The 14,343-nt window shown below is 63.1% G+C and carries 6 protein-coding genes; 1 reads left to right on the forward strand and 5 read right to left on the reverse strand.

Features of this window, described 5'->3' with window-relative positions:
• A complete protein-coding gene (locus CYD26_RS03000) occupies positions 1 to 1,020 on the reverse strand; it encodes a TRAP transporter substrate-binding protein (RefSeq protein ID WP_102051771.1) in 1,020 nt (339 codons plus the stop codon).
• 332 nt (positions 1,021 to 1,352) lie between these two features.
• On the opposite strand from CYD26_RS03000, the gene CYD26_RS03005 reads away from it, so the two are divergent.
• A complete protein-coding gene (locus tag CYD26_RS03005) occupies positions 1,353 to 2,612 on the forward strand; it encodes an OprD family porin (protein WP_065761739.1) in 1,260 nt (419 codons plus the stop codon).
• Between the two features lie 44 nt (positions 2,613 to 2,656).
• Here CYD26_RS03005 and hpaR read toward each other — a convergent pair whose 3' ends face one another.
• The 4 genes from hpaR to CYD26_RS03025 all read right to left on the reverse strand — a co-directional run bounded on the left by hpaR (position 2,657) and on the right by CYD26_RS03025 (position 14,111).
• Complete coding sequence (gene hpaR / locus CYD26_RS03010; RefSeq protein WP_102051772.1) at positions 2,657 to 3,079, reverse strand: homoprotocatechuate degradation operon regulator HpaR; 423 nt, start codon at positions 3,077 to 3,079, stop codon at positions 2,657 to 2,659.
• 98 nt (positions 3,080 to 3,177) lie between these two features.
• A complete protein-coding gene (locus tag CYD26_RS03015; protein ID WP_256587942.1) occupies positions 3,178 to 4,443 on the reverse strand; it encodes a serine hydrolase in 1,266 nt (421 codons plus the stop codon).
• Positions 4,444 to 4,794: 351 nt separating this feature from the next.
• Complete coding sequence (locus tag CYD26_RS03020; RefSeq protein ID WP_102051773.1) at positions 4,795 to 6,270, reverse strand: TolC family protein; 1,476 nt, start codon at positions 6,268 to 6,270, stop codon at positions 4,795 to 4,797.
• 50 nt (positions 6,271 to 6,320) lie between these two features.
• Positions 6,321 to 14,111 carry a DUF4347 domain-containing protein gene (locus tag CYD26_RS03025; RefSeq protein WP_102051774.1) on the reverse strand — a complete coding sequence of 2,597 codons (7,791 nt, stop codon included), beginning with the start codon at positions 14,109 to 14,111 and terminating at the stop codon, positions 6,321 to 6,323.
• Positions 14,112 to 14,343 lie beyond the last annotated feature (232 nt).

The following is a 14,343-nucleotide window of genomic DNA, read 5'->3' on the forward strand; positions in this document are numbered from 1 at the left end:
TTACTGCGCTGCGCGGGAGAGCTTACGCACACCGTCCACCAGCGCCTGGCCGTTGAGCCCTTTGCCGGCCACTTCCTTGACCCATTGATCGACCGCCGGCGCAGCCGCCGCCTGCATGTCGGCGTAGGCCGCACCATTGATTTCGACCAGGCCTTCAGCCGGGGTAGCGTCGTGGGCGCGGTCCATGGCGTTGTCCCAGGAGTTGGCAAAGCGTTCGGACAACGCCTTGCCGCTGTTGCGCTCGATGATCGCCTGCAGGTCCTTAGGCAGGCTGTCGAACTTGCGCTGGCTCATCAGCATGGCCAGTACGGTGTAACCGAAGGCTGGCTGCCCGGCCGGCGTGGCGCTGTGGTACTGGGTGACTTCGTTGAGCTTGGTCGCCGGCACCACTTCCCAGGACGCCAGGGCGCCATCCACCACACCTTTGGAAATGGCTTCAGTCATCTGCGCGGGCGGCATGCTGACTGGAGTGGCACCCAGGCTTTCGATGGTCTTGGCGGCGGTACGGCTGGAGGCGCGCAGCTTCAGGCCTGTCAGATCCGCCAGGTTCTGCACCGCCTTGCCGCGCGTGTGCAGGCTCATGCCGCCGTCACCGTGGATCACCAACACCTTGTAGTCCTTGAAGTCGTCCTTGGCGTACTGCTCGTAGTAATCCCAGATGATCTGGTTACCAACCTTGCCGCCGTAAGGCAGCACGAACGGCAGTTCCAGCGCCTCGACCCGCGGGAACTTGCCGGCGGAGTACGACGGGCCGGTCCAGACGATATCGGCAACCCCGTTACGGGCCATATCCGCGAGCTTGGCCGGCGTGCCGCCCAACTGCATCGACGGATAGATCTGGCATTGCAGGCGGTCCTGGGATTCCTGGCGCAGCTGATCGCACCACGGCTGAATGATGTTGACCTGAGCGTTGGAGGTGGACGGCAGGAAATGCGCGACCTTGAGGGTGTAGGTCTCGGCATGAGCCGACAGGGCACCTGTCATCGCCATGCACAGGGCGGCAGCTTTGATTTTCTTCATTGTGGTAGCTCCGTTTTGTTTTTGTAGTCGTGTGCGCAGCCGTGGTTCGTGCCGGCATGGGAGGCATTGATACGTTAACAGGTTAATTTTATCAACCGGCTCGTCATGCCTGAAAATGAGCTGAAGCTACCAAAAATCCCGACAAAAAATTTAATAACTCTTAAAAATCAGTTAATTAGCATGATTACTCTGTTTTTCAAATGAAGCTCCTTCGGCTAAAAATCTAAAAAAATGTTGTTAACAGCTTAACAAGTAGCTAACTTTCAGCTGCAAGCCCCTACCGCGCAAAGGGGCCTTCACTCCAAAAACAAAAATGCCTAGAGATAACAATAATGATAAGGAAATTGGGCTCACTGCCCCTGCTCTCCTGTGCAATCGCCAGCAGTTTCAGCGGCGTCGCACTGGCCGATTTCATCGGTGACAGCACCGCACGCATCGAAGCGCGCAACATGTACATGAACCGCGACTTCCGCCAGGACAATGCCCCTCAGGCCAAAGCCGAAGAGTGGGCACAAGGCTTGACCGGCCGCTTCGAGTCAGGCTTCACCGAAGGCACGGTGGGTTTTGGGGTGGATGCACTCGCCCAGGTCGGGATCAAACTCGACTCCAGCCGTGACCGCCGCAACACCGGCCTGCTGCCCTATGGCCGGCAAAGCCTGGAGCCGGAAGACAACTACAGCGAACTGGGCATGACCGCAAAACTGCGGGTATCGAAAAGCGTGCTCAAGGTGGGGACCTTGCAGCCCCTTCTGCCCGTAGTCTCGTATAACGACACGCGCCTGCTCTCCTCCACCTACTCCGGCGGCCTGCTGACCTCGCAGGAAATCGACGGCCTGACCCTCAACGCCGGGCGCCTGGACAAGATCAACCTGCGCGACTCATCCAGCAACGATGAGATGAACTACGGCGGCGTGGAAAGCGATCACCTCGACCTGGCCGGCGGTAGCTACAACCTCACCCCGAACCTGACGGCGAGCTACTACTTCGCCAAGATGGAAGACATCTACCAGCAGCACTTCGCCGGCCTGGTACACACCTGGAAACTGGGCGAAGGCGTCAGCCTGAAAACCGACCTGCGCTACTTCAGCACCGGCGAAGACGGCGAGAAACGCTTTCGCAGTGCGGCACGGGTCAATGGCGGGCACATCGACAACCGCTTCTTCAACGGCATGACTACCCTGGCGGTGGGTGCGCATAAATTCGGTTTGGGCTACCAGAACCTGTCGGGAGATGGCGACTTCGCGTTCCCGGGCGTAGACCCGTACTCGGTCAACCTGGTGACCTACAACGCCTTCACCAAAGCCGAGACCGACGCCTGGCAAGCCCGTTACGACTATGACTTCGCGGGCCTGGGCATTCCCGGGCTGGCTTTCATGACCCGCTACGTCAACGCCAAGAACGTCGAGACTGCCGCCGTGCAGGGCGGCACAGAGTGGGAACGCGATACCGACCTGGTCTACACCTTCCAGGACGGCTCACTGAAAGGCCTGAACATACGCCTGCGTAACGCGACCTTCCGCTCCGGTGACGGCCTGAAAACCGCAATCGACGAAAACCGCATCATCCTCGGCTACACGCTGGCACTGTTCTAAGCTTGACGCGCACCTGCCCGCAACCCTGGGCAGGTGCGACACACTCAGGGCTTGATCTGCTTGAGCTCTTCCAGCAAGCCAAGCAGTTGCTGCAGCTTCTCCTCGCCCATCTGCTGCTGAATGCGCCGATAGTTCGCCTCCACCTCGTCAATCATGGACACGAAGCACTGCTGCCCCTTTGCCGTCAGATTGATCATGACCCGCCGCTGATCATGGGCAAGCTTGCGCCGGCTGACGATACCGTCGCGCTCCAGACGCCCCAGCACCCCGGTCATGCTCGGCTTGAGAATGCAGGCCTGCTCCGCCAACTGATAATTTTCCATCTCGCCCTGCTGACGCAGAATGCGGATGACCCGCCATTGCTGCTCGGTGAAACCGTGCTGGTTGAGCAATGGCCGAAAGAACGCCATGGCTGCTTCGCGGGCCTGTAGCAGGGCGAGCGTGAGAGAGGGGCTGGTAACGGGCATGAGGGGTAATGGGCTCCGACGTGTTATGAGTTATTCAACGGCGCTGACACCAGACTGCCCAACAGAGGGTGCAGCGTCAATTGAATAGCGGCCTGGCGCTACCGGCTCATCAGGTACTTGGCCACGGCATGGTAGGCCGGCAACGATGTCGCATCGTTGGCCGCGTTGGCGGCGACGGGATGGCTGGCGAACCGTGCGATCACCACCTCGGCCTTTGGATCAATATAGAGTGCCTGGCCATAGACTCCTCGCGCCATGAAGGCACCATGCTCGTTATGGGTGTTCCACCACATGTCGTGGTAGCTCCAGCCGGCCAATGTGGCGTAGCCGGCCTTGGCAAAGGCCTCCTTGCTGGCACCGCGGCGAATGTCATCCACGGCAGCCTTAGGCACGACCTGCTGCCCGTTGTACCGCCCTTCGTTGCGGATCATTTCACCGAACCGGGCCAAATCACGCAGCCCCGCATTGAAACCACCACCCGCAAACGGCGTACCCGTCGAGTCGACCGTCATGTAGGCATCCTGCTCCGCCCCCAGCTTGCTCCAGATACGCTCGGAAAGCAGCTGCGCGACGTTTTTACCACTCACCCGCGCCAACACCCAGCCCAAGGCATCGGTATTGGCCGTGCGGTAATGGAACGCCTCACCGTGAACACCTTCTGGCTGCACGGTTTGCAGGAACTCGTAGTACGAACGCGGGCCGGTGTAGTCTTTCGGCTTAGGCAGAGGGCTACCGGCGGCAGCATGCGCCCATACTTCAGCCTTGGGGTCGGCGTAGTTCTCGCTGAAGCGTATGCCCGCGGTCATGTCCATCAACTGGCGCACGGTCGCACTGCCAAAGGCCGACTTGCCAAGCTCTGGCACGTACTCAACCACCTTGCGCTCAGGATCAAGCGAGCCCTCGGCCACCATCATCGCCGCCAGCGTGCCGATGAACGTCTTGGTCACTGACATCCCTGCATGCTGCCCTTCGGGCTTCAATACACCGAAATAGCGCTCGTACACGACGCGCCCTTTGTGCAGCACGACGATGCCATCGGTGTAGTTCGCCAACAACGAATCGCGCCAGGTCATCGAGCGGTCGATACCCATCGGGACAAAACTTACCTCATCAATACCCGCCTGCAGCTCACGCTCGAGCGTGTTGGGTGCACCAATGCCACGCGACACATTAATCGTCGGCATCAACTCCCTGAAGTGCGCGACACTCCAACGCCACTGCGGATACTGGAAGTAACTGCCATCTTCGAAGCGAATAATACGCTCGGGAGGGGGTGGCGACCCGACCATCCAGCCCATTTTGGCCGGATCACTCTCCAGCGCATTGGGGGTGGGTGGGCTACTGAATGCAGCACTCGGCATCATCAATGCCAGCACTGCACACACGAGGGGAACACGAACAGCGCGTTGCATCCGACCAAGCTTCATAGCTCAACTCCCTTTTGGCTTATCGCCACCATACCGATAACCGCCTAAAGCCGCTCGCTTTAGCGTGCCATGATATGGCGCCGTACCGCGATCAAAACGCGGCCGTTTGGAGTAGGTATGCAGATGCTGAAGTGTCATGCGTTCTCTGCGGGATACAGGCTTGCCTCGATGGCGCCAGCGCGGGTTTCAGCACGTACCCGGCACATGCTTTAACAGGGGGCAGCGCAAGAGCCCCTTGCGGGGGGGCGCTTGCTCGCTAAGGGCCGCAAAGCGGCCCAGAAACAGCGATCAACGATTCCAGTTGGCCTCGTTGTTCTGCAGTGCCGTGGCGATGGTCTGCAGGTTGTTATCCGGCAGGGTGTCCGGCAGCGGATCGCTACCTGAGCTGACATACAACTGGGCGTAGGCATTGCGCAGCTCGGCGTAGGACAGGTCGCGCTTGAGCTGGGTCTGCAGGTTGTTCAGTTCACCCTGGATCAGCTCCAGTTCACCAATGTTCTGCGTCTGGTAGCGGTTACGCAGCTGTTCGGCGATCTGGCCATCGAGGCTGGCCAGTTCTTCGCTGGTGTGGAACTGACGCACGGCTTCGTTGAAGTTGGCGTTAGCCACATACAACTGTGCCAGCACCGCCATGGACATCGCCTGGCGACGGGCTGCAACAACATCCTGGCCGGCCTCGGCCACCTTGATCGCCGTCGGTGCCGAGAGCACGTTGAACAGGTTCCAGGTGATCTTCACCCCGTAGTCGGCCCAGCTCTGGTTGGTCAGGAAGGTGTTGCTGTCGTAATGACCGCCAGCGGAGAACTCCAGGCCCGGCAGCATGCGCAGCATGGCCTTGCGGGTTTCCGCGGCGCTGATGCGCGCCTGGTAGTCCTGCTCGCGCAGTTCAGGACGGCTGGCCAGGGCCTGCTGTTCGAGCGCCTGCAGGTCACCTTTGAACTGCGGCACCACGTAGCCTTCTTCCGGCGCCAGGGTGAAGTTGGTATTGAGCGGCAGGTTGATCAGCGCCGCCAGCTCGGTCTTGGCCAGCGACAGTGCGCGGCGCTGCTCTTCCAACTGACGGGTGGCTTCGATCAGGGCCCGCTGGTAGCTCAGGGTCTGCACCGGATCACCGACGCGCTGGGCAGCCATATGCTGGCTGTTGTCCCGGGCCTGGTGGATGCGGCTCATCAGGCCGTCGATCTGGGTCAGCAGGCGCTGCGCCGCCACCGCACGCCAATACGCTGAACGTACGTCCTGGGTGATGGTGTGGATCACTTTGCGCCGGCGCTCTTCGAGGATCAGACGCTGGTCAGCCTGCTGTTTGGCGCTGACGTAGCTGACACCGAAGTCGAGCACGTTCCAGACCATGGTCAGGTCTGCCACTTCGCGGTCACGGTCCTGAGAGGTCGAAGGTTCCAGCGACTGGGTGCCGGTCCGGATACTCTGGCTGCTCGACGCACTGGTGTTGTTGCGGCCTGCATAACCGGCCGCAAGGGCCATGCGTGGAAGCATATCAAAGCGGGCCAGGTCGACCTGGCGCCTTGACAGGGCTTCTTCCATCACTTTCAGGCGTGCTTCAAGGTTGTACTTCACCGCGCGAGCCATGGCCTGGTGCAACGTCAGCGGACCGTTGATCGGCTCCTGATCCTTGAACATGGACACCAGGTCAGTGCGTGCACGTTCCTCGCTGGCGCTGCGCTCGATCGGCTGGCTGGTCACGGCGCAACCGCTGATTGCCAGCGCAAGCAAGCTGGCACCGAACAGTTTCTGGCTATTCTTCATCCTTGAGCCGCCCCCTGGTACGGCTTTATTTTGTAAGTGAGTGCTGTACTTCATGCCCGCTTCCCGATCTGTGCCGGTTGAGCCAGGGCCATGGCCAACTCGCGCACGTGGCGCTGGTCGGCTTCGTTGATTTGATTCAGTTGCTGGCCGAAGGTCGGTGCTCCGAACACGCCGCGCAGCCCCTGGTTGAGGTCGCTCTGTTTCCACTGGCTGCCGTTGAACACGTTCATCTCGCTGACACCCGGTACATCGCGACTGAAGATGCCGGCGAAGGTGCTGCTACCGAACACGCTGCCCTCCCCTCCACCAAAGCTGCCCTGGCTGCCGCCGATGCCGCCGTCGCTGCTGCCGAAGACCTGCGCGATGAAGCTCGGCGCGCTGCTGCCGTTACCGAGGAAAATGGTGCCCAGCGGCTGCAGGCTGCCGCCCACGGTTCGGACATCGAACAGACCTGGAGCGGCCAGTGGCGACACCACCTCAGTGGCCACGAAGCCCGGCAACTGCGGTTGTAACAACGGGCCTTGCGGTGTATCGAGCGTCTCCGGTGGATTGGTCCGATAGTTCAGGTCGCCCGCACCCTGCGGCTGGATGGTCTGTGGTTGGAGCGTCTGCGACTGGCCAACCAGCGACACCACAAGGTCGTTGCCGACCTGGTCTTGGATGCCGCTGTTCAGCGCATTCAGGCTCAAGGCCAGTGTGCCCGCTCCACTGATGCTACCGACAGTGATGCGATAGGTTTTGGCGTCGATTTGCTGGACCGACTGCAACGTGCCGCTGGCACTGCCGGTACTGATTACGCTGAAGTCGTTCAGGTCGACGCCACTGACGGCCTCGTCGAAGGTCAAGGTGAAGTTCAGCGTGCGGTCGGTCGGTTGTACCGGGCCGTCGACAACGATGCTGGAAGGACGCGGTGCCTTGGCATCGACGAGAATGCCGCGAGTGTCGCCGACGTTGTTCAGAACGGCATTGGCGTCGTTGCCGCGGGCATCGCGGATGCTGCCGCCATTGAGGTCGATGGACGGCGCCACGGCGAAGGTGGTGTTACCGGACATGCCGCTGGTGACGTTCAAGCGGAACACCAGGTCATTGCCGCCAGAACCCGACAGGTAATCGGCGTAGACCACACGTCCGTTGTCGAGGGTGATGGCCAGGCGCGGGTTGCCGTTACCGTTGTCCACCAGCACCGCTTCGTCGGTGTTGACCACGAAGTCCAGTTGCGCACCGGCCACGTAGGTACCCGCTGCCGGAACGCTGACGGACGCCACGCTCGGCGCGTCGCGGTCGATGCTGTAGCTCACGCCCACATGCCCGCCAGGAACCAGGTTGCCGGCGGCATCGGCGATATCGGTGCCGGGCCTGAGGTCCAGGCGTACGGTACCGGTGCCAGTCAATCCGCTGACTTTCACGGTGAAGGTATGACCGTCCACCGCAGTCACGCTTTCGATGCTGCCAGCGACACTGCCGCCGAAGATCAGGTTGAAGTCCGTTGCATCGACGTTGCGGACGTTCTCGCTGAAGGTCACGGTGTAGCTGACCGAACCGCTGTTGGTCGGGGTGGCGTCGACACGGGTGATGTTGGTGGCATACGGCGTGGTGGTATCCACCAGCACGTTGCCGGTATTGCCCAGAGCGCCGAGATTGAGGTTCAGGGCGTTGCCGGCCGTGTCGTTGACTTGGCCGCCGTTGAGATCCAGGGTGCCATTGACGCTGATGCCGCTGGCGGCGGTGTCACCGGACTGCACGGTGTACTGGAACACCAGCTCGCCGCTGGCTGCGCCGGACACATAGGTGGCGTAACGGGTCACGCCACCGACGGTAAGCACCAGCCGCGGGGTTCCACCGATGGTATCGACCACCACGTCTTCGCTGGTGTTGACGGTGAAGCTCAGCACGTCGCCGGCCTTGTAGCTGCCGTCGATTGGCGGAATCACGTTGACCACGCTCGGCGCGATGCCATCGACCTTGACGCCCGCCGTGCTTGCCACGCCGCTCAGGGTGGTCACGGTAGCGTTGCCGGCCGTGTCGGTGATCACCCCGCCGTTGGTGTCGATGCTGCTGCCCAGGGTAATGCCATTGCTGTCCAACTGGCCGCTGGCGACCACCAGGCGGAACACCAGGGCGCTGGTGCCGTTGCCGGAGACGTAGTCGGCATAGGCGGTACCACCGGTGTCGAGGGTCACTGCGATACGCGGGGTGCCGCCGGTGGTGTCGACGCTGACCGCCTCGCTGAAGTTGACGGTGAAGTCCAGGTTCTGGCCGGTGATGTAGGTGCCGTTCACGGGTACGGAGACGCTGCCAACCACCGGCACCACGCCATCGACGACGATATTGCTGCGCCCGCCAAGGGAGTCCGCGCCGCCCACGGTCGGCAGGGTCAGGATCGCCGCGTAGCCCTGAGTGCTCTGCATGACCGCGCCGTTCAGCGATAGCGCCGCGGTGCTGGCGTAGTCGAGGTCGGCACTGACGTCGCCGGCCTGCACGATATAGCGGAAGGTCAGCTGGTTGCTGCCCGAGCCGCCAACGTATACCGCCTGACGGTCGATTACGCCAGTGTCCAGGAGCAGGGTCGGGCTGCCGGAGGTCTGATCGACCACCACAGCGTTGTCGAAGTTGACCACGATGTCGATCGTGTCACCAACCTTGTTCGCACCATCGCTGCTCGGTGTCGCCACCACGCCGGTGACTTTCGGGTTGATCGGGGCGATGGTGATCAAGAGGGTATCGACGTCGCTCTTGACACCCCCGCTGCCGCTGTAGCCCTGATCGTTGCTCTCAATGGTAATCGCGCCGGTACCGTTGTAGCCGGCCTGCGGCGTGAAGGTCAGGCCGTTCAGGGCTGCATTGATTGCAGCCAAGGTGCCGGTGAAGGTCATTGACGTGTCGTTGGTGCCGTCGCCTGTGGAGAAGCTCAGCCCGACGATCGAGCCAAGGGTCATCTGCCCCTGGGCGGCGTTCAGGGACAGCGTCATGACGTTGCCGCCGACATCCACGTCGGTGATGGTAATCAGGTTGCCGTTGGCGCTATTGAACACCAGCGAGCCATCCTGCGGCACGCTCTGTGGACCCGGCAGGTTGTTGACCGGCGCGTCGTTGACCGAGGCGATCACCAGCGAGATGTTGGCATTGACCTGCAGTGCGCCGCCGCTGCCGGTGTTGCCGTTGTCGTTGATCGAGATCGACATGGTCTTGACCCCGGTGGCGTTCAGCGCGCCGAGGTAGGTCAGGCGACCGTTGCTGACCATGGTGTTGATGTCGGCGACGGTACCTTCCAGGGTGATGGCGTTGGTGCCGTTGTTGGTGATGGTCACCCCGCTGCTGGCGGTACCGGTGAAGGTGCCGTTGCCGTTGGCCACGCTGAAGATCACCCGGACGCTGCCGGTACCGGCGTCGACGTCGCCGAAGGTGATGCCGGCCATGGACTTGGCCACGTCCTCGGTGACGTTGATGCTGACCGGGCCGCTGATGGTCGGCGCGTCGTTCACCGGGGTGATGTCGAGGGTCAGGTTGCGCGTGTCGGTGCCGACGCTGGCGGTGTCCAGGCTCAGACCGAGGGTCACGCTGGTGTTGGAGTTCAACGCCGGCGTGTACTTCAGGCTGCCGGCGGCAATGAAGTTGTTGATCGCAGTCAGGGTGCCGCTCAGCGTCAGCGCCGAGCCGGTGCCGCCCACGGTGACGCCGCTACCGCTGGTGCCGCTGAGGGTGCCCGCGCCGACAGTCAGGGTCAGGGTGCCGCTGCCGGAGTCGACGTCGCTGAGAATGATGCCGGTGACCGGCGACTGGCTGTCCTCGGTCACGGTGACGTTGGTCGGCGCGCTGATCACTGGCGCGTCGTCGACCGTGGTGAGGGTGACGTTGCGGGTCACCACGTTGGAGTCCAGGCTGCCGTCATTGACCTTGAACGACACCGTGCGGGTGGTGGTGGTCGGGGTGTCCGAGTCGTTGGTGTAGATCACCGCGCGCAGCGCTGCCTGGAACTGCGCCTGGGTCGCGCCACCGGCGGAGGTCAGGGTCAGGACGCCCGTGATGGCATCCCACGTGCCACTGATGTTGCCCATGGTCGCCGGGTTGTTGGTGAACGCCAGGGTATCTTCGCCAAGGATGTAGCTGCTGCCCAGGCTCACCGTGGCCGAAGCGATGCTCGTGCCGTCCGGGTCGGTAATGACGATGGCGTTGTCGACCGTCACTGGGGTGGAGGTGACGTTGTTGCCTTCGGTCCAGGACACGCTGCCAGCGCTGCCGGTCACGATCGGCGCATCGTTGACCGCGGTGACCTCCACGCTGGCGGTGTCGGTGCCAATAGAGTAGGCGTTGCTGCCACCAGTGAGGCCGGTGACATTCGATTTGGAGCCCTGAAAGCCCGAGGTACCGCCGGTCTGGTCCCAGGCGCGGTAGGTAATGGTGGCGATCTCGCCATGGATGCCATCCGGCACGAAGCGCACGCGGTCGGCCGGGCGCAGGAGCAGCGCGGCGGCGTCCGAGGCGGTGCCGATATTGCTCCAGCTTGTGCCGTTGTCGGTGCTGTACTGCCATGTGCCGTAGGTACCGGTGGTGCCGGTGACGGCGATGCCCTTCAAGGCGCCAGTGTCGGGGTCGATGATACCACCGACCAGCGTGCTGACCGCATCGCCGCTGTTGCTGGTGGAGCTGTCGGTCAGGCCGCTCAGGGTCGGGCTGATCGGGGTCATGATCGGTGCGTCGTTCACCGGGGTGACGACCAAGGTCGCCATGGCCGTACCAGTGGAATACGCGGTAGTGCCACCATTGGCGGTGGTGTTGCCGGTGTTGATCGAACCGTTGGTGGACGCCGCACCGCTGGTTCCGTCCCAGGCGCGATAGGTGAAGCTGACGTTCTCGCCGTTGGCGCCATCCGGGATGTAGCGGACCTGGCTGGTCGACGCCAGCAACAGGGCGCTGCTGGTCGAGACCGTGCCGAAGGCGGTCCAGGTGGTGCCATCGCTGGAATACTCCCAGGTGCCGCGACCCACGGTGCCGGTGATGGCAATCCCTGAGGCGGCGCCTGCGTCCGCGTCCGAATAGGTGACGCCGGCCAGCACCGTGGAGACGGAAACGGCGGCGCTGGTGGTATTTTCGTCGGTGCTGGGGATCACGTACGGACCGCCACTGAGGGCCGGCGCGTCGTTGACCGCGACCAGGGTGACGACGCTGACCACGTTCGGCGAAGTGGTGTTATTGCCGCCGTTGGCGGTGCCGCCACTATCGCGCACGTTGCTCAGGGTGACGGTACGCGAGGTGCCGCTCGGCGCATTGCTGTCGTTGCGATAGGCGATGTTGTTGACGATGGTCTGCGCGGTCGCCGTCGACAGTCCGGCGTGGGTCATGGTCACGGTGGCGGTGCCGGAGGTGACCGAGACCGTGACGGTCATGCCGTTGTTGAGGGTGACGAAACTGGAACCGTTGGTCAGGGTCACGTCGGTGCCGTCGATCACCAGCTTCTCGGAAGCACCGTTGGCCAGGTTGGTGACGCGAACAGTCATCACGATGATGGCCTGCCCAGCCTCCACGGAGTTGATGCTGGTCCCGTTGAACAGGGAGACGGCCGAACCCTCCTCGGTGAAAGTCGGGTTGGTGCCGGTGGTGCTGACCACCGGCGCGTCGTTGACCGCCAGGATATTGACCGCGACCGCGGCCGCCGTGCTGGTGGTGCCGGTCTCGTCGGTAACCGTGATACTGACGGTGCGCGCAGTGGTGGTCGGCGTGGTGGTGTTGCTGTTGCTGTACTGCAGGCTGCGCACCAGCGCGGTGACCGCGGCGGCATCGGCGTTGGCATTAAGGGTGATCACCAGGGCGTTGCCGCCGGTGCCACCGGTGAGCGCACCGATGGCGACGCCACCGTACAGCACGGTGCTGCCGGCGACGGAAATCTGCCCGGCGGCGGTGCCGAGGCTGAGAACCGACAGCACGTCCTCGCTGGAAACCGCCCCCCCGGTGACCGAGACCCGCACGCTGCCACCGCTGAAGTTGCTCGAGTCGGCATCGGTGACCACGGCATTGGTGCCCTGGTCGAGGATGACACCGCTGCTCTTCTCGGTGTAGTTGACGGCGTCGCCGTTGAGGTTGGCGATCACCGGTGCTGCACGCGTGCCGCCGCTCTGGTAGTAGACGCTGAAGTTCTGGCCGGCGGCAGTGCCGACCACATCCATGTCGCCATCGCCGTCCATGTCGGCGACGCGCACGTTCTGGTTGGCGAAGTCGGTCATGACGACGGCGTCGAACGGCGATGCGTGCTGCGCCACCGCCGCGGCGAAGGTATTGTTGCCGAGGTTCTCGGCGTACAGCCACGGCGAGCCGGCGGCACTGCCGTTCTGGTAGAAGATGTCGGCATCGCCGTCGCCGTCGAAGTCGCCGATCAGCGCCCGGGCCGCGAACGGCGGGGTCGGCGCGCTGGTGATGCTCTCCGAGCTGAACGATGTGCCGTTGTTGCGCAACAGGGTACCGAAGGCGTTGTTGGCGAAGGCGAAGATGTCCAGGTCGCCGTCACCGTCGAAATCCACGACCCGGTAGTTGTAGGTGGTGAACGCAGGCAGGACCAGGCCATTGAACACGGTGCCGGTCAGCGAGGTGTCGGTGAAAGTGCCATCGCCATTGTTGCGCGCATAGCGCCAGGTGTTGCTGGCATCCACGGAGCCCGGTTGGTAGAGAATGTCGGCGGCGCCATCGCCGTTGAAATCGCCGACCACCAGGCGCACGCCGTACTGGGCGCCCCCGAAACCAGCGGCAGGTTCCCGGGTGAACGCGTTGCTGGTGTTGCGATACAGGTAGGCCGGCCCGGAGGCGGCACTGACGCCGAGCAGGTCGATATCGCCGTCGCGGTCGAAGTCGGCGGCATAGTAGTTGTAGCCCGCCCCCGCCGCGTCGATCAGGGTGACGTTGGCGAAGGGTGAGGACGACTGGGCCACGGCGGCCTCGAAGGTGCCATCGGAGCGCCCGGCGGAGAACACCCAGGGACTGCCGGCGGCGGTGCCGTTCTGGTAGAGAATGTCGTTGATGCCATCATTGTTGAAATCGCCGACGACGTACTTCATCAGCGTGCCGGCGGCGGTGGTCGGCGTCATGCCGTTGATGCCGCCACTGAAGTTCACCGCCATCAGGCTCTGGTAACCGTCCAGTTGCGCACCCAGGGCGGTGGTTTCAATCGCCCCGCTGCTGCGTTCCAAGGTCCAGTTGCCGCCCAGGGCCGCGGCGCCGGTATCGTCGGCGGAGGCAGCGACATCGGCACCGGTAAGGGAAGCCAGGTTGTCGAGGAAGGTCTGGCCTTTGGCGCTCTCGCCGACGCGGCAGCCGTACAGCAGCAGGTCACCGTCGGCCTTAAGCGCGGCACCGATGCTCTGCAGGGCCTCGCTGTGCTGGGCGAGGTTGTTGCTGGCCAGCCACACGTTGCCCAGTTGCACAGTGCCGTCGGCACCGTGGGACAGCAGGTGGATGGCGTCGAGGTTTTCGCGGCCCTTGAGGTAGTCGGCCATCTGCTGCAGGCCATCCTTGCTCGGGTCGAGGATCACCACTTCGGCATTGCTGCCCAGGCCCGCAACCAACTGGTCGACATTGGCCACCTGGCCATCGATGAACACCACCTCGTGGCGCTCGCTCTGCGTGCTGCGGGTATCCGCCGTGGAGGCGGCCGGGCTGGCGGCCTCGGTGGTCTTGGAGGTGCTGTCCTTGGCCGCGTCGGCAGTGGTCTGCGCCGCGGCATCCTGGGCCACCACACCCACGGACGCATCGAACATGATGCGTGGTTCCAGCGCCATCAACAGCGGTGCGCCAGCGGGATCGGCTGCTTGCGGTTGTGGAGCGGACCTACGCGAAAAGCGTTCGATGAATTTCATGTTGCACCTCCTGGTGTGTCACCACGCCGCGGGCCTCTGTGCGACGCGGCCAAAAAAGTGGTGGTGCCCCGGTGGGCACCACCAGTCGTTGCGATCAGTTGCGGCGCTGCGCCGCGCCTGTGGTCGCGATGATGAAGCTGGCGGTTATGTACGGGTTGCGCAGATTGAACGGCGCGGGCGGATTGTGGCCCTCATAGAAATTCCTGGGGCATGGAGCAGGAAAGTCTTGTTG

The organism is Pseudomonas sp. FFUP_PS_473, from assembly GCF_002858665.1.
GTDB classification, from domain to species: Bacteria; Pseudomonadota; Gammaproteobacteria; order Pseudomonadales; family Pseudomonadaceae; genus Aquipseudomonas; species Aquipseudomonas defluvii.

What these genes read in the sequence shown, in the direction of transcription:
- CYD26_RS03000 (WP_102051771.1), bottom strand. Translation starts at nt 1,020, where the DNA reads ATGAAGAAAATCAAAGCTGCCGCCCTGTGCATGGCGATGACAGGTGCC.
- CYD26_RS03015 (WP_256587942.1), bottom strand. Translation starts at nt 4,443, where the DNA reads ATGATGCCGAGTGCTGCATTCAGTAGCCCACCCACCCCCAATGCGCTG.
- CYD26_RS03020 (WP_102051773.1), bottom strand. Translation starts at nt 6,270, where the DNA reads ATGAAGAATAGCCAGAAACTGTTCGGTGCCAGCTTGCTTGCGCTGGCA.
- CYD26_RS03025 (WP_102051774.1), bottom strand. Translation starts at nt 14,111, where the DNA reads ATGAAATTCATCGAACGCTTTTCGCGTAGGTCCGCTCCACAACCGCAA.
- CYD26_RS03005 (WP_065761739.1), top strand. Translation starts at nt 1,353, where the DNA reads ATGATAAGGAAATTGGGCTCACTGCCCCTGCTCTCCTGTGCAATCGCC.
- hpaR (WP_102051772.1), bottom strand. Translation starts at nt 3,079, where the DNA reads ATGCCCGTTACCAGCCCCTCTCTCACGCTCGCCCTGCTACAGGCCCGC.